Source organism: Neorhizobium sp. CSC1952, assembly GCF_030378245.1.
Taxonomy (GTDB): Bacteria; Pseudomonadota; Alphaproteobacteria; order Rhizobiales; family Rhizobiaceae; genus Neorhizobium; species Neorhizobium oryzae_A.
The window spans coordinates 1,236,207-1,258,129 of the sequence record NZ_CP128416.1; the positions used below are offsets into that span (position 1 = coordinate 1,236,207).

Annotated in this window: 21 protein-coding genes; 9 read left to right on the forward strand and 12 right to left on the reverse strand. The window is 63.9% G+C overall.

Annotated elements, in window-relative coordinates; all coding sequences use genetic code 11:
• The first annotated feature begins 37 nt into the window (after positions 1-37).
• Positions 38-946, forward strand: coding sequence for a LysR family transcriptional regulator (locus tag QTA58_RS06340; protein ID WP_289672124.1), 909 nt, complete (start codon positions 38-40; stop codon positions 944-946).
• Between the two features lie 123 nt (positions 947-1,069).
• Here the strand turns inward: QTA58_RS06340 and QTA58_RS06345 are convergent, their stop codons facing one another.
• On the reverse strand, positions 1,070-1,627 hold the full coding sequence (locus QTA58_RS06345) for a glyoxalase superfamily protein (protein ID WP_289672125.1): 558 nt from the start codon (positions 1,625-1,627) through the stop codon (positions 1,070-1,072).
• A gap of 273 nt (positions 1,628-1,900) precedes the next feature.
• Here QTA58_RS06345 and coaBC point away from each other — a divergent pair, with 273 nt between their 5' ends.
• The 3 genes from coaBC to otsA all read left to right on the forward strand — a co-directional run bounded on the left by coaBC (position 1,901) and on the right by otsA (position 5,482).
• Positions 1,901-3,106 carry a bifunctional phosphopantothenoylcysteine decarboxylase/phosphopantothenate--cysteine ligase CoaBC gene (gene coaBC, locus QTA58_RS06350; RefSeq protein ID WP_289672126.1) on the forward strand — a complete coding sequence of 402 codons (1,206 nt, stop codon included), beginning with the start codon at positions 1,901-1,903 and terminating at the stop codon, positions 3,104-3,106.
• A gap of 167 nt (positions 3,107-3,273) precedes the next feature.
• A complete protein-coding gene (gene otsB / locus QTA58_RS06355) occupies positions 3,274-4,089 on the forward strand; it encodes a trehalose-phosphatase (RefSeq protein ID WP_289672127.1) in 816 nt (271 codons plus the stop codon).
• Between the two features lie 16 nt (positions 4,090-4,105).
• Positions 4,106-5,482, forward strand: a complete 1,377-nt coding sequence (gene otsA, locus QTA58_RS06360; RefSeq protein WP_085422090.1) for an alpha,alpha-trehalose-phosphate synthase (UDP-forming) — start codon at positions 4,106-4,108, stop codon at positions 5,480-5,482.
• 166 nt (positions 5,483-5,648) lie between these two features.
• Here the strand turns inward: otsA and QTA58_RS06365 are convergent, their stop codons facing one another.
• Positions 5,649-6,356, reverse strand: coding sequence for a glutathione S-transferase family protein (locus QTA58_RS06365; RefSeq protein ID WP_289672128.1), 708 nt, complete (start codon positions 6,354-6,356; stop codon positions 5,649-5,651).
• Positions 6,357-6,467: 111 nt separating this feature from the next.
• Here QTA58_RS06365 and QTA58_RS06370 point away from each other — a divergent pair, with 111 nt between their 5' ends.
• On the forward strand, positions 6,468-7,367 hold the full coding sequence (locus QTA58_RS06370) for a LysR substrate-binding domain-containing protein (RefSeq protein WP_289672129.1): 900 nt from the start codon (positions 6,468-6,470) through the stop codon (positions 7,365-7,367).
• A 6-nt stretch (positions 7,368-7,373) separates the two neighbouring features.
• Here the strand turns inward: QTA58_RS06370 and QTA58_RS06375 are convergent, their stop codons facing one another.
• Positions 7,374-7,676: a metalloregulator ArsR/SmtB family transcription factor gene (locus tag QTA58_RS06375; protein ID WP_289672130.1), complete on the reverse strand. Its 303-nt coding sequence runs from the start codon at positions 7,674-7,676 to the stop codon at positions 7,374-7,376.
• Between the two features lie 51 nt (positions 7,677-7,727).
• Here QTA58_RS06375 and QTA58_RS06380 point away from each other — a divergent pair, with 51 nt between their 5' ends.
• Both QTA58_RS06380 and QTA58_RS06385 read left to right on the forward strand, forming a co-directional pair.
• Positions 7,728-8,669: a threonine/serine dehydratase gene (locus tag QTA58_RS06380; RefSeq protein WP_289672131.1), complete on the forward strand. Its 942-nt coding sequence runs from the start codon at positions 7,728-7,730 to the stop codon at positions 8,667-8,669.
• Between the two features lie 324 nt (positions 8,670-8,993).
• Positions 8,994-9,935 carry an IS110 family transposase gene (locus QTA58_RS06385; RefSeq protein WP_289672132.1) on the forward strand — a complete coding sequence of 314 codons (942 nt, stop codon included), beginning with the start codon at positions 8,994-8,996 and terminating at the stop codon, positions 9,933-9,935.
• 259 nt (positions 9,936-10,194) lie between these two features.
• Here the strand turns inward: QTA58_RS06385 and QTA58_RS06390 are convergent, their stop codons facing one another.
• The gene (locus QTA58_RS06390; RefSeq protein WP_085422085.1) at positions 10,195-11,778 is read right to left on the reverse strand and encodes a peptide chain release factor 3; all 1,584 of its coding nucleotides are present in this window, start codon (positions 11,776-11,778) and stop codon (positions 10,195-10,197) included.
• A gap of 89 nt (positions 11,779-11,867) precedes the next feature.
• On the opposite strand from QTA58_RS06390, the gene dut reads away from it, so the two are divergent.
• A complete protein-coding gene (gene dut, locus QTA58_RS06395) occupies positions 11,868-12,338 on the forward strand; it encodes a dUTP diphosphatase (RefSeq protein WP_289672134.1) in 471 nt (156 codons plus the stop codon).
• A gap of 41 nt (positions 12,339-12,379) precedes the next feature.
• Here dut and QTA58_RS06400 read toward each other — a convergent pair whose 3' ends face one another.
• Positions 12,380-12,898 (reverse strand): DNA starvation/stationary phase protection protein, encoded by a 519-nt coding sequence (locus tag QTA58_RS06400; RefSeq protein ID WP_085422083.1) that lies wholly within the window; start codon positions 12,896-12,898, stop codon positions 12,380-12,382.
• 224 nt (positions 12,899-13,122) lie between these two features.
• On the opposite strand from QTA58_RS06400, the gene cysK reads away from it, so the two are divergent.
• On the forward strand, positions 13,123-14,085 hold the full coding sequence (gene cysK, locus QTA58_RS06405) for a cysteine synthase A (RefSeq protein ID WP_085422082.1): 963 nt from the start codon (positions 13,123-13,125) through the stop codon (positions 14,083-14,085).
• Between the two features lie 153 nt (positions 14,086-14,238).
• Here cysK and QTA58_RS06410 read toward each other — a convergent pair whose 3' ends face one another.
• From QTA58_RS06410 to QTA58_RS06440, 7 genes are all read right to left on the reverse strand, one after another.
• A complete protein-coding gene (locus QTA58_RS06410) occupies positions 14,239-15,774 on the reverse strand; it encodes a YifB family Mg chelatase-like AAA ATPase (RefSeq protein ID WP_289672135.1) in 1,536 nt (511 codons plus the stop codon).
• 278 nt (positions 15,775-16,052) lie between these two features.
• The gene (gene gshB / locus QTA58_RS06415) at positions 16,053-17,003 is read right to left on the reverse strand and encodes a glutathione synthase (protein ID WP_289672136.1); all 951 of its coding nucleotides are present in this window, start codon (positions 17,001-17,003) and stop codon (positions 16,053-16,055) included.
• 132 nt (positions 17,004-17,135) lie between these two features.
• Positions 17,136-18,236, reverse strand: coding sequence for a sn-glycerol-3-phosphate ABC transporter ATP-binding protein UgpC (ugpC, locus tag QTA58_RS06420; RefSeq protein WP_289672137.1), 1,101 nt, complete (start codon positions 18,234-18,236; stop codon positions 17,136-17,138).
• 2 nt (positions 18,237-18,238) lie between these two features.
• Positions 18,239-19,087 (reverse strand): sn-glycerol-3-phosphate ABC transporter permease UgpE, encoded by an 849-nt coding sequence (ugpE, locus tag QTA58_RS06425; RefSeq protein ID WP_289672138.1) that lies wholly within the window; start codon positions 19,085-19,087, stop codon positions 18,239-18,241.
• A 13-nt stretch (positions 19,088-19,100) separates the two neighbouring features.
• Positions 19,101-19,985, reverse strand: coding sequence for a sn-glycerol-3-phosphate ABC transporter permease UgpA (ugpA, locus tag QTA58_RS06430; RefSeq protein WP_289672139.1), 885 nt, complete (start codon positions 19,983-19,985; stop codon positions 19,101-19,103).
• Between the two features lie 93 nt (positions 19,986-20,078).
• The gene (gene ugpB, locus QTA58_RS06435; protein ID WP_289672140.1) at positions 20,079-21,395 is read right to left on the reverse strand and encodes a sn-glycerol-3-phosphate ABC transporter substrate-binding protein UgpB; all 1,317 of its coding nucleotides are present in this window, start codon (positions 21,393-21,395) and stop codon (positions 20,079-20,081) included.
• A gap of 124 nt (positions 21,396-21,519) precedes the next feature.
• Entirely contained in the window at positions 21,520-21,921 is a 402-nt protein-coding gene (locus QTA58_RS06440; protein WP_234811118.1) for a YraN family protein, read from the reverse strand.
• Positions 21,922-21,923 lie beyond the last annotated feature (2 nt).

Consider the following 21,923-nt stretch of genomic DNA (forward strand, 5'->3'; position numbering starts at 1 on the left):
CAATATATGAAAGAGACGATCTCGATAGGTTTTACAGATGGAGCTCCGGCATCTCCGATATTTTCTGGCCGTTGCCGAAGAGGGCAATTTCACCCGCGCCGCCGCCAGGCTCGGAATCGGCCAGCCGCCGCTCAGCCAGCAGATCCGCGATCTCGAAACCGAGATCGGCGCCATGCTGTTCCATCGGGTTCCGCACGGCGCCGAGCTGACGGCAGCGGGGACGGCCTTCCTTGCCGAGGCGAAGGCGTCGCTGGCGGCGGCCGACAACGCCAGGCTCGCGGCACAACGCGCGGCCCGCGGCGAGACGGGCAGGCTGGCGCTCGGCTTCACGGCTTCCGCAGCCTTCAATCCTCTCGTCACCGGCGCGATCCGCCGTTTCCGCAACCATTGGCCGGACGTGGCGCTGGCGCTCAGCGAAATGAACAGCAACTGGCTGATGGAAAAGCTCGTTCGCGGGGAAATCGACGCCGCCTTCATCCGCCCCGGCCTGGAGGACCCGAAGGAGGTACGGCTCAAACGGCTGCCCGACGAGCCCATGCTGATCGCGCTTTCCGCCCATCATCCGCTTGCGGGTCAGGCGCAGGTGCCGCTCGCGGCGCTCGCCGGCGAGCCCTTCATCCTCTTTCCGCGCACGGTGGGCCTCAGCCTCTACGACGACATCCTGCGCGGCTGCCGGGAAGCCGGTTTCGAGCTCACCGTGACGCAGGAAGCGCCGCAGATCCCCTCCGTCGTCAACCTCGTGGCCGCGGGCCTTGGCGTCTCCATCGTGCCCGCCTCGATCGCGAAGCTCGCGACCGAGGGCGTCGTCTATCGGCCGATCGAGGGTCCGCCGCTGATCGCCCGGCTGGGGCTCGCCATGCTGAAGGCACAGCGCTCCCCGATCGCGCTCAACCTGATGGAGCTGGTCTACAGCATCGGCCCGAAAATCGGAATCGATTTTCGGTAAGCACGATGCGTAGATTCAATAAGTTAGAGCGCCGTGCGTCCGTTCGGAGGCACGGCGCTCTAGGTCCTTTTCGCATGTCGCCATCGCAAAACCGATGCACGCCTTTGCGCGACATGCCGCCGATCAGCTCCCTTTGATCTCCCGCTCGCAGAAGGTGATGCGGTTGCTGAAGGGGTCGATGACCGTCACTTCCAGGCCCCAATCCGCCTGTTCAAGCCCCGGCCGCATGTAGGGATAGTTTTGGCCAATCAGGTCCGCATGGAACGCGCGGATGCCCTGCATGGGCACGAAAACCCTGGCACCCGGCGATGCGTCGCCCGCATGTTCGGAAAGGTGCATCAGCATGCCGCTGCGGGAGATCTGGCAGTAGAGCGGGGAATTCTCGCCGAAACGGTGCTCCCAATCGACATTGAAGCCCAGGAACCCGCGGTAGAATTCCATCGCCTTGTCGACGGAAAAGATCCGGAAGATCGGGATCGCGGGCTGGATCGAAACCGCTTCCGCCTTCCTTTGCCGCGGCTCCGCCGCATCGATCTTTGCAGCGAGAATGTTCCAGTTGTCGTAGCCGAACTGGGCTGCCACCAGTTCCAGCGTCTCGCTGTGCGTAACGTCAACCTTACGCTCTGCAAGCGCTTCACGCAGGCTTTTCGCCATCAGTTTCGCATCGCGGAAATCGCGCATCTCATCATCCTTTCAACGGACGAACGGCAAGATCAGGACCCGCATTGCTGATCCGTTCGTCATCATCGGCCGGATCGGCAAAGGATGAGAGGCGGTTGAGATGCGTTCACCATGGTCGAGGACCCGCGGGCGGCTGGCCGCATCCGGCCATGAACAGGAGTAACGCAGGAGGGAATTGCGTGCAAGCGGGAGAACGAGGCAGCCGGAGGATGGGAATTGCAAGTCGGCGTCCAAAGGCTTAGCTTCCCGGCCATTCTCATCGCGGATACGGGCATGGAACTTTCGGGCAAGCGCATCCTTCTGATCATTTCCGGCGGCATCGCGGCCTACAAGAGCCTCGACCTCATCCGCCGGCTTCGCGAACGCGGCGCCGCTGTGCGCCCCATCATGACCGCCGCGGCGCAGGAGTTCGTCACGCCGCTTGCCGTGGGCGCGCTCTCCGCCAGCCATGTCTATCTCGACCTCTTTTCCCGCGAGGACGAGCAGGATGTCGGCCATATCAGGCTCGCCCGCGACAACGATCTCGTGGTGGTCGCGCCGGCGAGCGCCGACCTGATGGCGAAGATGGCGCATGGGCTTGCCGACGATCTCGCCAGCGCCGTGCTGCTTGCCACCGACCGGCCGGTCCTGATCGCGCCGGCCATGAACCCGAAGATGTGGGCCGCGCCGGCAACGAAACGCAATGTCGAAACCCTGAAGGGCGACGGCATCCGTTTCATCGGCCCGATGGCAGGCGAGATGGCGGAAAGCAACGAGGCGGGACTGGGGCGCATGGCCGAGCCGCTGGAGATCGTCGCAGCCATCGCCGAACTGCTCGACGGCGCGCCGAAGCCGCTCGCCGGCAAAACGGCGATCGTCACCTCCGGCCCGACGCACGAGCCGATCGACCCGGTGCGCTACATCGCCAACCGATCCTCCGGCCGGCAGGGCCATGCCATCGCCGCCGCGCTCGCAAAGCTCGGGGCGGATGTGACGCTGGTTTCCGGACCGGTGACGATCCCCGATCCCGCCGGCGTGAAGACGGTGCATGTGGAGCGGGCTGAGGAAATGCTGGAGGCGGTCGTCTCCCGCCTGCCCGCCGATATCGCCGTGATGGTGGCCGCCGTCGCCGACTGGCGCGTCTCGAGTTCCGCCGGCCAGAAGATCAAGAAGCAGCCGGGCGAAGCGCCGGCACCCTTGCAGCTTGCCGAAAACCCGGACATCCTGAAGACCGTCGGCCATCACGGGAAGCGGCCGCGGCTGGTGGTAGGCTTTGCCGCCGAGACCCAGGACGTCGAGAAGAACGGCCGCGCGAAACTCGAACGCAAGGGCGCCGACATGATCGTCGCCAACGACGTCTCGCCCGAGACCGGCATCATGGGCGGCGCCCGCAACCGGGTGAAGATCATCAGCGCGAAGGGCGTCGACGAATGGCCGGATCTCGGCAAGGACGAGGTGGCCGAGCGCCTCGCCGCCCTGATCGCGTCCAAGCTGAAGTAGTTCCGCATGCCATCTTCAAACACAAAGAACTTTGTGACGCCAAAGACTTAGGGGCACCATAACCTCCGGCATCATGACCGTTTCCCGGCGGAGGGCCGATCACTTTTTGCAACAGGATGTAGCTTTCCGAGGTTGCCGGAGCGGATTTATGGCCTAAATTAGGCGTCATGTCGTACCAGGAACACCCAAAAGAGGACGAGCAGGCTTCTGCCCGATCCGCCGAGGAAGTCCTCTCCAGGCTTACGCTGCAACCCCGGAATTGGGCCCTGTTTCTCGATATCGACGGCACGCTGATCGATCTTGCCGAGACACCCGACGGCATCGTGGTTCCGCCGGATCTGCCTGAAAACCTGCATGGGCTTTCCTTCAAGCTCGGGGGTGCGCTGGCGCTGGTGACCGGCCGGGCGCTCGCCTATGCCGACCGGCTTTTCGCCCCTTACGAATTTCCGCTCGCCGGCCTGCACGGATCGGAACGGCGCAGCGCTTCCGGCGCCGTCAGCCGCATCGAGACCGGCAAGGCCTTCGAAGACCTGAAGGCCGCGCTTGCCGAGGAGGCCAGGGCCTGGCCGGGCGTCCTCATCGAGGACAAGGGCTCCGCCGTCGCCGCCCACTACCGGCAGGCACCCGCGCAACGCGAGACGGTCGAGGCCGCGATGCCCCGCTATCTCGACATGGCCGGCGCGGATTTCACGCTCCAGCGCGGCAAGATGGTGGCCGAAATCCGCCCCGCACGGGCAAGCAAGGGCCATGCGCTCAAAGCCTTCCTCGACGAAGCGCCGTTCAAGGGCCGCAGGCCGATCGCGATCGGCGACGACGTGACCGACGAGGCGATGTTCCGGGTGGCGAACGAGCTCGGCGGGCATTCAATCCGCATCGCCGAAACAGAGGCCGCGACGGACGCGAAATTCATCCTCCCCTCGGCGCATGCCTTGCGCACCATCATCGCGGCGCTCGCAGATAGCGGCAAATCCGTTTCCGCATGAACCGAAAGGAAAGACCTTGAGCCGACTTGTCGTCGTTTCGAACCGTGTCACCCTTCCGCAAAAGAGCGGCGATGCGCCGGCCGGAGGCCTCGCGGTCGCTCTGCAGGCGGCGCTGGAGGAGCGCGGCGGCATCTGGATGGGCTGGTCCGGCAAATCGAGCGGGGCGGGTGAGCCGGCACCCCTCAGCCTGCAGGAACACGGCAACATCACCTATGCGCTGACCGACCTCACCAAGACCGACGTGGAGGAATATTATCACGGCTTTGCCAACCGGGTGCTCTGGCCGATCTGTCACTACCGGCTGGATCTCGCCGAATACGGACGCAAGGAGATGGCCGGCTATTTCCGCGTCAACCGTTTCTTCGCGCACCGGCTGGCGCCGCTTCTCGAAGAGGACGACATCATCTGGGTGCACGACTACCATCTCATTCCGCTTGCGGCGGAACTGCGCCAGATGGGCCTGAAGAACCGCATCGGCTTCTTCCTGCATATCCCCTGGCCGCCGGCCGACGTGCTCTTCACCATGCCCGTCCACGAGGAGATCATGCGCGGGCTCTCGCATTACGATCTCGTCGGCTTCCAGACCGACCACGACCTCGACAATTTCGGCGGCGGGCTGGTGCGCGAGGGGATCGGCGAGCGGCTCAGCGAGGGGAAGTTCACCTCCTATGGCCGGACCTTCAAAGGCGGCTTCTATTCGATCGGCATTGAGACCGCGGCCTTTGCCGAATTCGCCCGCAACGCCGCCAACAACGCGATCGTGCGGAAGGCGCGCCAGAGCGTCGAGGGCCGCGACCTCATCATCGGCGTCGACCGGCTCGACTATTCCAAGGGGATCACCCAGCGCATCGACGCCTTCGAGCACTTCATCAAATCCAATCCCGGCCACCACAACCGCGTCACCTATCTGCAGATCACGCCGAAATCCCGGTCGGAAGTGCCGGAATACGAGCAGATGCAGCGCATGGTGGCCGAGCAGGCGGGCCGCGTGAACGGCGCGATCGGCACGGTGGACTGGGTGCCGATCCGCTACATCAACCGTTCGATCGGCCGGCCGGTGCTGGCCGGTCTCTACCGGCTGGCGCGGATCGGGCTGGTGACGCCGCTGCGCGACGGCATGAACCTCGTCGCCAAGGAATATGTCGCCGCCCAGGACCCGGAAAACCCCGGTGTGCTGGTGCTGTCGCGCTTCGCCGGTGCTGCCCGGGAATTGCGGGGCGCGCTGCTGGTCAATCCCTACGACATAGAAGGCACGGCAAACGCGATCGCACGCGGCATCAACATGCCGCTCGAAGAGCGCAAGGAACGTTGGGGCCGCATGATGGAGCACCTTCTGGAACACGACGTGACCCGCTGGTGCGACGACTTCCTCAAGGACCTCACCGCGGCTTGAACGCCTATGCGGTCGTCAAGGCTTCCGACGAACCGCGCCTCTTCCGTCATGCTCGGGCCGAGCATCTGCAACCGTCTAATGTATTGAAATGGCTTAGATCCTCGGCACAAGGCCGAGGATGACGCCGTGGGGGGGGCGAGCCGCTTGGAATATCTCGCCTTCAACGTCAGGCCGCCTGCCTGATCTCGCCAAGCGCCTCTTCGAGGCTCACGTGACCGAGGAACTGCCCGGCCGTCTTCGCATCCTCCCCATGCTCGATCGCCCAGGCGAAACGCACCGCCGGGTCTTCCTGCAGGCGTTCATAGAGCGCGTCGAGGTTTGCGAATTTCTTGCGGTCGACGGCCTGATGGAAATCGTTCCAGCGGGCGATGCCGGCAAAGTAAGCGTCCGCAAAACTCTTCTCGTCGCCGAGCAGCCATTGGCGGCCGCCGAGCAGCTTTTCGAGATGGGCATGGGCCTTCTCCACCTTGGCGATGCCATAGGCACGGAGCGCTTCCTTCGCCTGCGGCTCCAGCTCGTGTTCGACCGTATGCCAGAGCGGGCTGAAGGCGTTGAAGAAGCCGGTGTTCAGGAAAGCCAGCATCTGGTTCAGCCGGTCGAACTTTTCCGACTTCGGATCGAAGCCGAAACCCTTGCCGACCGAACGAGCGGCGATGTGGTTGAGGATCGCCATGCTCTCGCTCATCACCCGGCCGTCCGGCAGCATCAGCGACGGCGTTTCGCCCACCGGGTTGACCGGCCTGTAGGCGGCGCTCGAAACCACGCCGGGCATGTCGACGCGGCAAAGGCGATAGGGGGCGCCCGTCCATTCGAGCGCCACGATCGAGCCGAACGAACATCCTTCCGGCACGCCATAAAACAGGATCGGTGTCATATCTTCACTCCTTGGGAACTGAACCTTGTGGTGCCGTGAATATGATTTCGTGGACGATCTTGCGGTAGGCGTCTAAATTGCATTCCAAAGTTCACAAATCTGGAAGATGACATGGCCGCGCCGCTCAATCTCAACGACCTGCATTTCTTCGTCCAGGCCGTGGAGCATGGCGGGTTTTCCGCCGCCGGGCGCCGGCTCGGGGTGCCGAAATCCACGGTCAGCAAGCGCGTGGCGGAGCTGGAGAGCCGGCTCGGCGTGCGGCTGATCCAGCGCACCTCGCGCAGCTTTTCGCTCACCGAACTCGGCCGGGATTTCTTCCGGCACGCGCAGGCCTCGGTCATCGAAGCGGAAATGGCGGAGGCGACCGTGCGCACCCATCTCGGCGAGCCGAGCGGCACGGTGCGGATGACGGCCGCCGTGCCCACCGCGCAGTTCGTGCTCGCCGACCATCTCGCCGAGCTTTCCGTCCGCTATCCGAAACTCAGGCTCTCGCTGCATGTCAGCGACCGGTTCGTCGATCTGGTGCAGGAAGGTTTCGACATCGCCTTGCGCAGCCATCAGGCGCCCCTGCCGGATTCGACGCTTCTGCAGAGGAAGCTCGCCACGCATCCCTTCTTCGTCGTCGCGTCTCCGGATTACGTCCGCGCGCATGGCGAACCGCAGCGGCCGGAGGATCTCGCCGGGCACAAGGCCGTGACCGCCGATTTCCACGGTGAGCCCTGGCGGCTCGTCTCCATAGAGGGGGACGCGGTTGCGGTGACGCCGGAGCCGGTGATCGTCGCCGACGAGCCGATGGTGATGATGAAGGCGGCGATGGCCGGGCTTGGCGTGAGCTGCCTGCCCACCTCCGTCTGCCGCGGCGCGCTTGCCGAAGGCCGGCTCGTGCGCCTGCTGCCCGACTGGACGGCCGGCAGCATCACCACCACGATCCTGATGCCGCACCGGCGCGGACAGTTGCCGGCCGTGCGCGCCGTCGTCGACTTCCTGAGCGAGCGGCTTGGAAACTTCTGAACCGCGTTACAAGGCAGCGAACAGGCCTTGCTTCAGCTCGGCAATCCGTTCCTCGTTGCGGCGGTAGAATATCCATTGCTTGATGCGCTTGGCATGAACCAGTTCCGCCTGCACCAGAATGCGCATATGCTCGCTCAGCGTCGCCGGGGTGATGTTCAGCTTTTCGGCGATCAGCACGGCGCAGACGCCGTCCTCCTCCAGATCGCCGTCGATCTGCGGGCGGAAATGCTCGCGCGGCCGCTTCAGCCATTCGAGAATGGCGAGCCGCCGGTCGTTGGCCAAGGCTTTCAAGATATCCACGTCTTGCATTTCGTTATTTTGCCAAGTAACGAAATGAAGTCAATCCCGAAGGAGACCGCCATGTCCGCCGATCTTGTTACGCCCGAGCGCATCGCCGAAACGGAAAAGCTGATCCGCCCGCATATCCGCCGCACGCCGGTGATGCATGCCGACATGCGCGACTTCGGGGGAAGCGCGCTGCCGGTGGACCTGAAGCTCGAACTCCTGCAGCATTCCGGTTCGTTCAAGGCGCGCGGCGCCTTCACGAACCTGCTCACCCGCGAGGTTCCGGAGGCCGGCGTGGTGGCGGCGTCCGGCGGCAATCACGGTGCGGCGGTCGCCTATGCCGCGATGCGGCTCGGCGTGCCGGCCAAGATCTTCGTGCCGAGCGTCACCTCGCCCGCCAAGGCGGAACGCATCCGCTCTTATGACGCGGACCTGGTGATCGGCGGCGACCGCTACGCGGATGCGCTGGCCGCCAGCGAAGCCTATGTGGCGACGAGCGGCGCACTTGCCGTCCACGCCTACGACCAGATGGAGACGCTCGCCGGCCAGGGCACGCTCGGCAAGGAGATCGAGGAGGACCTGCCCGAGATGACGACGCTGCTGGTCGCGGTCGGCGGCGGCGGGCTGATCGGCGGCATCGCCGCCTGGTTCCGCGGCCGGGTGAAGGTGGTTGCGGTGGAATCCGACGGCGCGCCGACGCTTTACGAGGCGTTCAAGGCGGGCAGGCCGGTCGATGCGCCGGCCGGCGGCATCGCTGCGGACTCCCTTGCCCCGAGGCAGGTCGGCCGGCTGATGTTCCCGCTGGCGCAGAGATATGTCGAGCCGCCGGTGCTGGTGACGGACGACGAAATCCTCGCCGCCCAAAAGGCGCTCTGGAACGGCGCGCGCATCGTCGCCGAACCCGGCGGCGCCGCCGCCTTCGCAGCGCTTCTTTCCGGCAAATACGTGCCCGCCCCTACCGAGCGCGTCTGCGTCCTCGTCTGCGGCGGGAATACGACGGCGGTGAAGTTCGGTTGAGGCTTCGCCGCTTCCATTTTCAAGCGGCGATGGTGCTGTTCGAGGTTCCGGTGAGGACAGCCGGCGGCGTTCGAGCAGGCTTGGGTGAACAGGATGGATGACCGGATGGCCTTCCAGGACGTGCCGATCCAGCCCCCTTGTAACTTCCCTTTATCCGCATTTGGGGGTTTAGTTCCCGGTGCGGTGGCGGATGGAAGACCGAACCTCCCTTGGGACACCAAGCCCGTGGCAGAGCCCGGGTCTCCGTCCGCCGTTCCATCGAACCCGAACAGTCGCCAGGGCCGCTCGCGCAGGCAAAGCCCGCTTAGGCAAGGATGGGACAGGATGGATATCATCGTTGGCATCGACGTTTCGAAAGACCGGCTGGACATTCCAATCGTTCCGTCCGGTGAAGTGTTCCATGTGGGGAACGGCCATGCCGGCATCGAGGCTCTGGTCGATCGCCTGAAGGCGAAGCATTCTGCAGATGGCCCCTGTGTGGTGGCTCTGGAAGCAACCGGCGGCTTCGAGATGTTGGCGGCTGCAGAGCTGTCGTCTGCCGGGTTTGCGGTCATCGTGGTCAATCCGGCGCAAGTGCGTGCATATGCCAACGCGATCGGCCGTCGTGCCAAGACCGATCCGATCGATGCCGAAGTCATTGCGGCCTTCGTGGCTGCGACGCGGCCGGAAATCCGGCCCCTGCGGGATGCTGAAACCCAGGCGCTTTCGGCGCTTGTCGACCGCCGGCGGCAGATCATGCAGATGATCGTGGCCGAAGAAAACCGGTTGCGCATGGTTGTGGAGACGCAGGCGCAGAAGAGCATCAAGCGGCTGCTTGCGGCTCTGCGGCGAGAGCTGGACAGCCTGGATGCCGATCTCGACGAGCAGATCCGCAAGTCGCCGATATGGCGTGTGCGCGAGAGGCTGCTGGTCTCGGTTCCGGGCGTGGGATCGACCACGGCGCGCACGCTTCTGGCCGAGATGCCTGAACTGGGGAGTCTCGACCGACGACAGATCGCCTCGCTGGCGGGGCTTGCGCCCTGGACGCGGCAATCGGGCCAGTGGAAGGGCAAAAGCTTCATCGGCGGCGGCAGGGGCAAGGTACGGGCCGTGCTGTTCATGGCGGCCCTCGTCGCCAGCCGCCACAACCCGATGCTCAAGGTATTCCGCGACCGTCTGGTCGCCGCTGGCAAACCCAGGATCGTCGCCATCGTCGCCACCATGCGAAAGCTCCTCACCATCCTCAACGCCATCATCCGGGACAATAAGCCATGGCAAAACGCTTGACCGGCAAGACAGTCGCTCTGCCCTGCCGGGCATCTCCCCCACAAGGGGGGAGATCGGCTGGGTGCACCGGCTTCCCCAAACAATGACTCCGGCATCGAAGGCTTCGGTTGCTACATGATGAGCGGTCGGCTTGGAGAGAGTGGCCGTGCCACTCGTGATCTCCCCACCTGTGGGGGAGATGCCCGGCAGGGCAGAGGGGGGTATCACACGGTAGCGCTTTGCTATGGAAATAAGCACCACCCCTATTTTCCGACGCCCCTCACGCCGCCTTGGCGACGTGATATTCCTTGATCGCGGCCATCCTGATCGACGGGTAGCGCTCGGCCTCGTAGCGCAGCGAAAACGCGTCCTGGGCCAGGAAGACCGGGTCGCCGTCGAGGTCGCGGGCGATATCGCCGCGCTTGACGTTGAGGAATTTATCCAGATCGGCCGGATTGTCCGACGAGATCCAGCGGCAGACGGAGAAGCGCGACATCTCGAAGGAAACCGGCAGGCCGTATTCCGCCGACAGGCGTTCCTTCAGCACGTCGAGCTGCAGCGCACCGACGACACCGACGATCGCCGGCGACCCGTCTTCCGGCGAAAAGAGCTGCACGACGCCCTCTTCCGCCATCTGCTGCAGGGCTTCCTTCAGCTTCTTGGCCTTCATGGCATCTTCCAGCCGCACGCGGCGGAGGATTTCCGGCGAGAAGTTCGGCACGCCCTGGAAGACCAGCGGCTCGCCTTCCGTCAGCGTGTCGCCGATCCGGAGCGTGCCGTGGTTCGGGATGCCGACCACGTCGCCGGCATAGGCGGTATCCGCCAGCTGGCGCTGCGAGGCGAAGAAGAATTGCGGCGCGGTGAGGCCGAGCTGCTTGCCGGTGCGTGACAGGCGCGCCTTCATGCCGCGCTCCAGCTTGCCGGAGCAGATGCGGGCAAACGCGATGCGGTCGCGGTGGTTCGGGTCCATGTTCGCCTGGATCTTGAAGACGAAGGCCGTCATCCGGTCCTCGTCCGCATGCACCTTGCGGATGTCCGCCACCTGGTCGCGCGGGGGCGGCGCGAATTCGCCGAGCGCATCGATCAGGTCGCGGACGCCGAAGTTGCGCAGCGCCGAGCCGAAGAAGACCGGCGTCAGGTGACCTTCCAGAAACGCCTGCCGGTCGAAGGGCTTGCAGGCCTCGATCGCCAGTTCCGTCTCCTCTACGAAGGCGGCCCGCTCGTTTTCCGGCAGGCGGTCGGCCACCGATTGCGGGCCGTTGACTTTTGTCGGCGTCACCTCGGTATCGGAGCCGCGCACCGTGTTGTCCGCGAGGTGATAGGAGCCGCAGAAGGTCTTCGAGCGGCCGATCGGCCAGGTGACCGGCGCGCAATCGAGCGCCAGCTTCTCTTCCACCTCGTCGAGGATCTCGAACGGGTCGCGGCTTTCGCGGTCCATCTTGTTGACGAAGGTGATGATCGGGATGTCGCGCATGCGGCAGACTTCGAAGAGCTTCAGCGTGCGCGGCTCGATGCCCTTGGCGGCATCGATGACCATGACGGCCGCATCCACCGCCGTCAGCGTGCGGTAGGTGTCGTCGGCGAAATCCTCGTGGCCGGGCGTATCGAGAATGTTGAAGACGTTGCCGTCATATTCGAAGGTCATGACCGAGGTGACGACCGAAATGCCGCGCTCGCGCTCGATCTTCATCCAGTCGGAACGCGTCTGGATGCGGTCCTTCTTGGCCTTGACCTCGCCGGCGAGCTGGATCGCGCCGCCGAACAGCAGCAGTTTTTCGGTGAGCGTCGTCTTGCCAGCGTCCGGATGGGCAATGATCGCGAATGTGCGACGGCGGGCGACCGCCTCGGCAATGGTTTCGGGCATATCGTAAATCCTGTGAATTGCCGGCTATCTAGCGATTAAAGAACCGCATTGCAATTGACCTGCCGGCGGCGAGGACAAAGTAATGGCGCATGAACATCCATGCCCCATCCCCGCCGAAGCTCAATCTCGTCCGCCTGCCGCACGGCGCGGGCCTCGAACTGCCGTCCTATGAAACGGCAGGAGCGGCGGGAATGGACCTTCGCGCCGCGGTGCCGGAAGATGCGCCGCTGACGATCGCCCCGAGCCGGCGCGCGCTGGTGCCGACGGGCTTCATCTTCGAGATCCCGGATGGTTTCGAGGCCCAGATCAGGCCCCGTTCCGGCCTCGCCTTCAAGCACGGGATCACCTGCCTCAATACGCCGGGCACGATCGACAGCGATTATCGCGGCGAGGTGAAGGTACTGCTGATCAATCTCGGCGAGGAGGATTTCGTGATCACCCGCGGCATGCGGATCGCCCAGATGGTGATCGCGCCGGTGACCCGGGTGCGCGTCGCCGAAATCACCGAAGCGACGGCGACGACACGCGGCGCCGGCGGCTTCGGGTCAACGGGCGTCTAAACCCGAAGCCCAACCACCGGCATCGTGGCGGTCGCGATCTCTCACCTTTCGCGGCGGGTGATCTCGAAGAGGAACCAGGTCCGGCGTTCGGCCTCGTCGATCCAGTTCTCGAGCAGGCTGGCGGTCGCCACGTCGTTGTGCTCGTCGCAGAGATCGTGGGTTTCCCGCATCAGGGAAATGAGCTGCTTGTTGTCCTCCCGGAGCTCCGCCAGCATGTCTTCCGGCGTCACGAAATCCGCGTCGTTGTCGGGGATGCGCTGCAGGCGGGAGATATGGCCGATCGAGCGCAGGGTGGTGCCGCCGATCTTGCGGGCCCGCTCCGCCAGCTCGTCCGTCATCGCGAATATCTGGTCGGAATGCTCGTCCAGAAGCAGGTGGTAATCGCGGAAATGCGGCCCGGACATGTGCCAATGGAAATTCTTGGTCTTGAGGTAAAGCGAGAAGACGTCGGCAAGCAGCGTCGTGAGCGCGGCTGCGATATCCCTGACCGCGTTCGTTCCGAGGTCGGAAGGCGTGGCGAGCGGGGCAAGCTTGCGGTTCTTGGCAGTGCTGTCAGACATGGATCAATCCCCTTCGAGGTCGGATGCGGAGCCTACCGGGAGCCCGCGATCTCGAAATAACTGCCGCCCCCCGGCACTTTTTCAATGGCCGCCCATCCATATTTCGGCAGCGATTTTCTGTCGCACCCGCGAAAGGGCACGGCTTGCGGATGCAAAGCCGCTGGCCTCAGGGAACCTTTGGACATATCTTCCGGCATCTCGATGACTTTCCAGGGAGAAGCCTCATGTCGAAGAAGCCGGGCCGCGGCCGGATCTATTCCTCCATCACCGAGACCATCGGCGATACCCCGATCGTGCGGCTGGACAAGCTCGCAAGGGAAAAGGGCGTCAAGGCCAATCTCCTCGCCAAGCTGGAATTCTTCAACCCGATCGCCTCGGTCAAGGACCGTATCGGCGTGGCGATGATCGAGAGCCTGGAGGCAGAGGGAAGGATCACCCCCGGCCGGACGGTGCTGATCGAGCCGACCTCGGGCAATACGGGCATCGCGCTCGCCTTCGCCGCTGCCGCCAAGGGCTACAGGTTGATCCTCACCATGCCCGAGACCATGTCGGTCGAACGCCGCAAGATGCTGGCGCTGCTCGGCGCCGAACTGGTGCTGACCGAGGGGCCTAAGGGCATGAAGGGCGCGATCGCCAAGGCCGAGGAACTCGCCGCCACGCTGCCCGACGCGATCATTCCGCAGCAGTTCGAAAATCCGGCGAACCCGGAAATCCACCGCAGGACGACGGCCGAGGAAATCTGGAACGACACCGAAGGCAAGGTCGACATCCTCGTCTCCGGCATCGGCACGGGCGGCACGATCACCGGCGCCGGCCAGGTGCTGAAGGGCCGCAATCCGAACCTCAAGGTCGTTGCCGTCGAGCCGGAGGAATCACCCGTGCTTTCCGGCGGCGAGCCCGGTCCGCACAAGATCCAGGGCATCGGTGCCGGCTTCGCGCCGAAAATCCTCGACACGCACATCTATGACGAGATCGTCACCGTCAGCGGCCCGGAAGCCATGGAGATGGCCCGTCTCGTCGCCAGGCTCGAAGGCGTGCCGGTCGGCATTTCCTCCGGTGCAGCGCTGACCGCCGCAGTCGAAGTCGGCAGCCGCGAGGAAAACGCCGGCAAGAACCTGGTCGTCATCATCCCCTCCTTCGCCGAACGCTATCTTTCGACGGCGCTGTTCGAGGGGCTGGGCGGGTGAAATGAGCGAATAGCGAATAGCGAATAGCGAATAGCGAATAGCGAATAGCGAATAGGATTTCTCAAGAAACAACCGTGCGCAAGCGGCTGGAGAGAATTCTATTCGCTATTCGCTACTTACTATTCGCTTCTCGTTACCATTCGCTTCTCGCAATCACGCCACCGCCACGGCGAGCCGCTCGCCGGCCATGCGGTAGGAGATCGCCTCGGCGAGATGGATGCGGCCCACGATGTCCTTGCCGTCGAGGTCGGCGAGCGTGCGGGCCACCTTCAGCACGCGATGATAGCCGCGGGCGGAGAACTTCAGCTTCTCGGCCGCATCGCGCAGCAATTGCAGGCCGCCCGGATCGGGCTCCGCGAATTTCTCGATCAGCGACGTGGAGCACCGCGCGTTGGTGAGGATGTCCGGAGAGCCGGCGCGCGCGAAACGCGCGCGCTGCCTTTCCCGTGCCGCCGCGACCCGCCCGGCGACGTCGGCACTCCTTTCCGCCGGCACGGGGCGGATGAGATCGGCCGCGGAGACGGCCGGCACGTCGATGCGGATATCGATACGGTCCATCAGCGGACCCGAGATGCGTGCCTGGTAATCGGCAGCACAGCGCGGCCCGCGGGCGCAGGAATGGCCCGGCTCGCCGGCCATGCCGCAGCGACACGGATTCATGGCGGCGACGAGCTGGATGTTGGCCGGATAGGACACACGGTGATTGGCGCGCGCGATGACGCATTCGCCGGATTCCAGCGGCTGGCGGAGCGCATCCAGCACCTGCGGCGAGAATTCCGGGAATTCGTCGAGGAAGAGCACGCCGTGATGGGCGAGCGAGGCTTCACCGGGCTTCGCCCGCGTGCCGCCGCCGATGAGTGCCGCCATGGTGGCGGAATGATGGGGCGTGCGATAGGGCCGGCGGTCCGAAAGCTTGCCGCCGGACAACTGACCGGCGATCGAATGGATCATCGAGACTTCCAAAAGCTCGGCGGCCGACAATGGCGGCAGGATGGAAGGCAGGCGCGCCGCCAGCATGGATTTTCCGGAACCCGGAGGCCCGACCATCAGGAGATTGTGCCCGCCGGCCGCAGCGACTTCCAGCGCGCGCTTGGCGCTTTCCTGGCCCTTGATATCGGCGAGATCCGGGAGATTGGCGGGGTTCGCGCGGATCGCCGGCTGCGGCCGCGAGATCACCTGGGTGCCGCGGAAATGATTGGCGAGCGCGATCAGGCTGCGGGGTGCCACGATATCGATCTCAGCGCCGGCCCAGGCCGCTTCCGCGCCGCTGTCCGCCGGGCAGATGAGGCCCTTGCCGAGCCCATTGGCGCCGATCGCCGCCGGCAGGGCGCCGGCCACGGCTGCCAGCGTTCCATCGAGGTTCAGCTCGCCGATCACCACATAATCGGCAAGCGCATCGGGGGGAATGGCACCGAGCGCCGCCATCAAGCCCAACGCGATCGGCAGGTCGAAATGCGAGCCCTCTTTCGGCAGATCGGCGGGCGCCAGATTGACCGTCACCTTCTTCGGCGGCATCGCAAGCCCGGATGCATGCAGCGCGGCCTGAACCCGCTCCCGGCTTTCGGCCACCGCCTTGTCGGGCAGGCCGACGATATGCATGTTCATCTTGCCCGGCCCGACCATGACCTGCACGTCGACCGGAACGCCCTCTATGCCCTGAAATGCAACCGTGCCGACACGCGCGACCATATGAACCTGCCCCCAAGCCCCTTCTGGACGTCGGCGATACACGCTTTCCGCGCCAGCGATTGCAATCTGGCATGGAATCAGGAATAAAACAAGAACATTGATCGAACAATTTCGCGCCGCCGGTGCAACCGGGTTGCATGCGGTTGCATCCGTGGAACAAAGGCGATCCGTATCCGAAACGAGGCGAAAGAATTTCCGTCCAGGCCGCGGAATAGTCTTTCCTATTCTACGCAATCACGGACGGAAAGCCGCTTCACACTTCGCCGGCAGCCGCTTTATCAGGCGCGCCGGGCTTCGATTGCATCCCAGAGCAGGCTTGCGACGTCGGCCCCGCCAAACTTCTTCACCTCGCGGATGCCCGTCGGGGACGTGACGTTGATCTCGGTCATATAGTCGCCGATCACGTCGATGCCGACGAAGAGGAAGCCCCTTTCACGGAGAGCAGGTCCGATCCGTTCGCAGATTTCCTTTTCGCGCGGGGTGATCTCGGTCGGCTCGGCGCGGCCGCCGACATGCATGTTGGAGCGGCTGTCGTGCTCGGCCGGCACGCGGTTGATGGCCCCGACCGGCTCGCCGTCCACCAGCAGGATGCGCTTGTCGCCCTTGCGCACGGCAGGCAGATAGGCCTGCGCTATATAGGGCTCGCCGCGATACATCTGGCCGAACATTTCGAGAAGCGACGTGAAATTGCGGTCGTCGCGGGCCGAATGGAAGACGCCGGCGCCGCCATTGCCGTAGAGCGGCTTCAGGATGATGTCGCCCATCTCCTCGCGGAAGCGGGCGATCTCCGCCGGATCCCGGGAGATCAGGGTCGCCGGCATCAGGTCGGCGAACTCGGTGACGAAAATCTTCTCCGGCGAGTTGCGCACCCAGGCCGGGTCGTTCACCACCAGCGTCTTCGGGTGGATGCGTTCGAGCAGATGGGTCGAGGTGATGTATCCCATGTCGAAGGGAGGATCCTGGCGCAGATGGACGACGTCCATCGCCGACAGGTCGACGCGCTCCTTTTCGCCGAGCGTGAAATGATCGCCCTTGATGTCGCGCACCTGCAGCGGCTCGACGGCGGCAAAGATCCTGCCGTCGCGCATCGTCAGCCGGTCCGGCGTATAATGGAAGAGCTCGAAACCGCGCGCCTGCGCCTCCAGCGCCATGGCGAAGGTGGAATCGCCGGCAATGTTGATGCCGGAGATATGGTCCATCTGGAATGCGACCTTGCGGATTTTCGCCATGACTTCAGTCCCCTAGAATTGGCTCGCCTGATGTAGGATGGCGAGCCCTCAAAGGCAACCGGTCAACCCGTTTATCGGCCGGCAAGGCCGACCTGAGGCCCGAAGCGCCGCGCAGCCGGCAGATGCTCGCCGTCAAACGACCGGCTCGGCCGGCGCCAGCTTCGCTTCGGCCGGCACGTTGCCGGGCAGTCGCCTGCCGGTATCGGCCGCGAAGAAATGCAGGCGCCTCGCATCGACGGCAATGCGCATCTCGGACGCGAGCTCCGTCTCGGGAGAAACGGCAGCCGTGACCTGCTGATCGCCCACCGCACCGTGGATAAGGCGCTGGGAGCCCAGCTCCTCGGTATATTCGAGGCGGAAGGGCAAAGCCTCCTCATCCGCACGCGCGACACGCAGGTCCTCGGCGCGGATACCCACGGTGACCGCGCCGGAGGTCGGCGCAAAACCCTTGAGGCCGATCACCGCCGGCCCGATCGCAAGCCTGTCGCCATGCAGCTCGCCCTTGACCAGATTCATGGCCGGCGAGCCAATGAAGCTCGCGACGAAGGTGGAGGCTGGCGCGTGATAGACTTCCAGCGGCGCGCCGATCTGCTCGATCTGGCCGCCGTTCAGCACGACGAGGCGATCGGCGAGCGTCATCGCCTCGAGCTGGTCGTGGGTGACGTAGATCGAGGTGGTGCCGAGGCGGCGCTGCAGGCGCTTGATCTCGCCGCGCATGGAAACGCGCAGCTTGGCATCCAGGTTCGAAAGCGGCTCGTCGAAGAGGAAGGCGGCCGGCTTGCGGACGATCGCACGGCCCATGGCGACGCGCTGGCGCTGGCCGCCAGAAAGGGCACGCGGCTTGCGGTCGAGATACTGGGTGATTTCCAGCATCCGGGCTGCTTCCGCGACGCGGGCGTCGATCTCGGACTTCGGCGTGCCGCGGTTCTTCAGGCCGTAGGCGAGATTGTTGTAGACCGTCATATGCGGATAGAGCGCGTAATTCTGGAACACCATGGCGATGTCGCGATCGGCCGGCTCGACATTGTTGACGACGCGGCTGCCGATCTTCACCTCGCCCTCGGAGATGGTCTCCAGGCCGGCGATCATCCTGAGCAGCGTGGACTTGCCGCAGCCCGACGGGCCGACCAGCACGATGAACTCGCCATCGGCGATGTTCAGCCTGATGTCGGTGACGGCGCGCACGCCACCGGTATAGATCTTGCCGACGCTTTCGACATCGATGGAAGCCATTGCTATTTCTCCGTTTCAGTGAGGCCGCGGATGAACAGGCGCTGCATGAAGATGACGATGACGATCGGCGGCAGCATGGCCAGCACCGAAGCGGCCATCACGAGATTCCACCGGATTTCGCCATCCTGGACAGCGACCATGCGCTTCATGCCCATCATCAGCGTGTAATAGCTGGGATCGGTGGTCACCAGCATCGGCCAGAGATACTGGACCCAGCCGTAGATGAAGAGGATGACGCAGAGCGCCGCGATATTCGTGCGCGAGAGGGGAAGCAGGATGTCCCTGAAGAACTTCATCGGACCCGCGCCATCCACCCGGGCAGCCTCCATCATCTCTTCCGGAACGGTCATGAAGAACTGCCGGAACAGGAAGGTGGCGGTCGCCGATGCCACCAGCGGAATGACCAGACCCGCCCAGGAATTCAGCATGCCGAGATCGGCGACGATCTTGTAGGTCGGCATGATCCGGACCTCGACCGGAAGCATCAGGGTGATGAAGATGATCCAGAAGGCGAGAAGACGGAAGGGAAACCGGAAATAGACGATGGCGAATGCGGAGAGGATGGAGATCGCGATCTTGCCGACGGTGATGACCACGGCCATGATCAGCGAGTTCGCCGCCATCAGCGGATAGGACGGCAAACCGTTGGCGGCCGAGACGTTGGTGAAAATCTGCGTGTAGTTCTCAAGGAAATGCGATCCCGGCAGAAGCGGGACGGCGCTGCTCATCAGCGTCTGCGCATCGTGCGTGGAGGCGATGATCGCCACATAGACAGGCAGTGCGACGACGATGAAACCGCAGATCAGGAAGAGATGCGTGAGGAACGTCAGGAAAGGGCGGTTCTCAACCATGAGCCTCGGCTCCTCAATACTGTACGCGCCGCTCGACGAAGCGGAACTGGACGACGGTGAGGACGATGACGATCAGCATCAGCAGGACCGATTGCGCCGAAGACGAACCGAGATTTAGGCCAAGATAGCCGTCCTGGTAGACCTTGTAGACCAGAATATTGGTGGACTGGGCGGGACCGCCTTCCGTGGTCGCGTCGATGATGCTGAACGTGTCGAACATCGTGTAGTTGACGTTGACGATGAAAAGGAAAAACGTGGTCGGCGACAGCAGCGGCAACGAGATATCGAAGAATCGCTTCACGGGTCCCGAGCCGTCGATCGCCGCAGCCTCCATCAGGGTGTTCGGAACCGACTGAAGCCCCGCCAGGAAGAACAGGAAATTATAGGAAATCTGCTTCCAGGCGGCGGCGATGATGATCAGGATCATCGCATGCGTTCCGTTGAGGGTGTGGTCCCACCGGACGCCGAAGAAGGACAGATAATAGGGGATGATCCCGGTCGTGCTGTTGAAGAGGAAGAACCAGAGGACGCCGGCGACGACGGGCGCCACGGCGTAAGGCCAGACGAGAAGCGTCGTGTAGAGGCGGGCGGACCGCATCAGGCGATCGACGGCGACCGCAAAGAGCAGGCCGAGCACCATCGATACGACGGTGACGGCGACCGCGAAAACGGCGGTCCTGATGAACGAATCCAGATAGGCCGGATCCTGCATCAGACGCGCATAATGGGTAAAACCGACAAAGACGGTGGAGAAGCCGAAAGGATCTTCACGCTCGAAGGACGACTTCACCGCCTGGCCCGCCGGCCAGATGAAGAAGATCAGCGTGATGGCCAGCTGAGGCGCCAGCAGGACGTAGGGCAGCCAGCGGTTCTGGAATGTCGTGCGTTTGGTATCCATGCGTCCGCCTGCCGTCGCGAGGTCTTGCAAACAATCTTGCAAACAAGGAGAGGACCGGCGAGCCGGCCCCCTCCCGCATTCTGAAATTGAGGATCAGTTGGCGGCCTGGAACTCGCGCAGAAGCTCGTCGCCACGCTTGACGGCGCTGTCGAGCGCCTGCTTGGCGTCCTTCTTGCCGGCCAGCAGCGCCTGGAATTCCTCGTCCACGACGGTGCGGACCTGAGCGAAGTTGCCGAAGCGGACACCCTTGGAGTTCGGGGTCGGCGTGCCGCGCATGATCTGCTTGATCGAAACGTCGGAGCCCGGGTTCTTCTCGTAGTAGCCCTGGCTCCGGCCGAGTTCGTAGGCGGCATTGGTGATCGGCAGGTAGCCGGTGGCCTGGTGCCAGTCAGCCTGGACTTCCGGCTTGGAGAGATAGGCGAAGAACTTCGAAACACCCTTGTAGGTGGCATCGTCCTTCCCGTTCAGGACCCAAAGCGTGGCACCACCGATGATCGAGTTCTTGGGCTCGCTGATCTCGTCCTCGTAGTACGGCAGCGGAGCGAAGCCGGGCGTGAAATCCTTGGCATTGTTGATGACGCCGGCGCGGCCAGCCGACGAATTCATCGTGATGGCGCATTCCTGGCTGTAGAACATCGTCGCGGCCTGGTCGCCGCCGACGGGACCGCCGTACTTGAAGAGGCCCTCGTCCTGCCACTTCTTCAGGTTCGCCCAGTGCTTGACCTGCAGCGGACCGTTGAATTCGAACTTGGTGTCGAAGCCGCCGAAACCATTTTCGAGCGTGCCGAACGGCTTGTCATGCAGGGCCGACAGGTTTTCCGTCTGAATCCAGGTGATCCAGGCGGAGGTGAAGCCACACTTGGCCGCGCCGGAGGAAACGATCTTCTTTGAGAATTCCTCGACTTCCTTCCAGGTCTTCGGAGCGACTTCCGGATCAAGGCCGGCCTTTTTGAAGACATCCTTGTTGTAGTACATGATCGGCGTGGAGGAGTTGAAAGGCAGCGACAGGATATTGCCTTCGGTGTCCGAGTAGTAACCGGTGACCGGCGCCAGGAAGGACTTCGGATCGAAGCTTTCACCCTGATCGGCCATCAGCTTGTAGACCGGATAGACGGCGCCCTTGGCGGCCATCATCGTGCCGGTGCCGACTTCAAAGACCTGCACGATCGCCGGCTGCTGATTGGCGCGGAAAGCCGCGATCGCAGCGGTCAGGGTTTCCGGATAGGAGCCCTTGTAGACCGGAACGACCTTGTAATCGCTCTGGCTTTCGTTGAACTTCTGGGCGACCTCCTCGAGCTTCTTGCCGAGCTCACCGCCCATGGCATGCCACCAGGTCACTTCGGTCGCAGCAAGCGACGAGGTTGCCGACAGAGCAACCGCGAATGCGGCCATCGAAAGCTTCTTGAACATGTTGACGTCCTCTCCACCTTTGTTGGGGTCGAGGATCGCAATAGGGCCCGGCTGTGACAGCCCCTTAACAGTTTCATGTCAGATTTGTTACATTGCACAGCCATGCAGCAATTTCACGGAGGCATCAGAAAGCATCCGGAAAATGCCGGGGCAGACGGCCCGGAAGCACGGCGACGACGTCGTAGCGCTGCGACAATCGCGCGGCATCCTTTCGTTTCGCCAGCCAGAGATCGCTCGCGGAGCGGATGCGCTTCTGGGTCGTGAAACCGACTGCGTCGACCGCCTCCCGTTCGCCGATCCGCGCCTTGACCTCCACGAACACGACGAGGTCGCCCTTGCGGGCGATGAGATCGATCTCTCCGAGCCTGGTTCGATAGCGGATCGCCAGGATGCGATATCCCCTGGCCATGAGATAAAGTGCGGCGAGATATTCGGAGACGCGGCCACGTCTTTGGGCTCTCTGGCGCTGGGCTTTCCGGCGCTCGGCCCTGCGGCGCTTCAGGTCCGCGTCGTCGTCCGCCGCCACCC

Excerpts from the sequence above, each read along its gene's own strand:
- ugpC (WP_289672137.1), bottom strand. The coding sequence starts at position 18,236 with ATGGCTTCCATCGATGTCGAAAGCGTCGGCAAGATCTATACCGGTGGC.
- QTA58_RS06400 (WP_085422083.1), bottom strand. The coding sequence starts at position 12,898 with ATGTCTGACAGCACTGCCAAGAACCGCAAGCTTGCCCCGCTCGCCACG.
- gshB (WP_289672136.1), bottom strand. The coding sequence starts at position 17,003 with ATGGCGAAAATCCGCAAGGTCGCATTCCAGATGGACCATATCTCCGGC.
- QTA58_RS06390 (WP_085422085.1), bottom strand. The coding sequence starts at position 11,778 with ATGCCCGAAACCATTGCCGAGGCGGTCGCCCGCCGTCGCACATTCGCG.
- ugpA (WP_289672139.1), bottom strand. The coding sequence starts at position 19,985 with ATGGATACCAAACGCACGACATTCCAGAACCGCTGGCTGCCCTACGTC.
- QTA58_RS06365 (WP_289672128.1), bottom strand. The coding sequence starts at position 6,356 with ATGACACCGATCCTGTTTTATGGCGTGCCGGAAGGATGTTCGTTCGGC.
- coaBC (WP_289672126.1), top strand. The coding sequence starts at position 1,901 with ATGGAACTTTCGGGCAAGCGCATCCTTCTGATCATTTCCGGCGGCATC.
- QTA58_RS06380 (WP_289672131.1), top strand. The coding sequence starts at position 7,728 with ATGTCCGCCGATCTTGTTACGCCCGAGCGCATCGCCGAAACGGAAAAG.
- QTA58_RS06340 (WP_289672124.1), top strand. The coding sequence starts at position 38 with ATGGAGCTCCGGCATCTCCGATATTTTCTGGCCGTTGCCGAAGAGGGC.
- QTA58_RS06375 (WP_289672130.1), bottom strand. The coding sequence starts at position 7,676 with ATGCAAGACGTGGATATCTTGAAAGCCTTGGCCAACGACCGGCGGCTC.
- dut (WP_289672134.1), top strand. The coding sequence starts at position 11,868 with ATGAACATCCATGCCCCATCCCCGCCGAAGCTCAATCTCGTCCGCCTG.
- ugpE (WP_289672138.1), bottom strand. The coding sequence starts at position 19,087 with ATGGTTGAGAACCGCCCTTTCCTGACGTTCCTCACGCATCTCTTCCTG.
- ugpB (WP_289672140.1), bottom strand. The coding sequence starts at position 21,395 with ATGTTCAAGAAGCTTTCGATGGCCGCATTCGCGGTTGCTCTGTCGGCA.
- QTA58_RS06345 (WP_289672125.1), bottom strand. The coding sequence starts at position 1,627 with ATGCGCGATTTCCGCGATGCGAAACTGATGGCGAAAAGCCTGCGTGAA.
- QTA58_RS06385 (WP_289672132.1), top strand. The coding sequence starts at position 8,994 with ATGGATATCATCGTTGGCATCGACGTTTCGAAAGACCGGCTGGACATT.
- QTA58_RS06370 (WP_289672129.1), top strand. The coding sequence starts at position 6,468 with ATGGCCGCGCCGCTCAATCTCAACGACCTGCATTTCTTCGTCCAGGCC.
- otsB (WP_289672127.1), top strand. The coding sequence starts at position 3,274 with ATGTCGTACCAGGAACACCCAAAAGAGGACGAGCAGGCTTCTGCCCGA.
- cysK (WP_085422082.1), top strand. The coding sequence starts at position 13,123 with ATGTCGAAGAAGCCGGGCCGCGGCCGGATCTATTCCTCCATCACCGAG.
- QTA58_RS06410 (WP_289672135.1), bottom strand. The coding sequence starts at position 15,774 with ATGGTCGCGCGTGTCGGCACGGTTGCATTTCAGGGCATAGAGGGCGTT.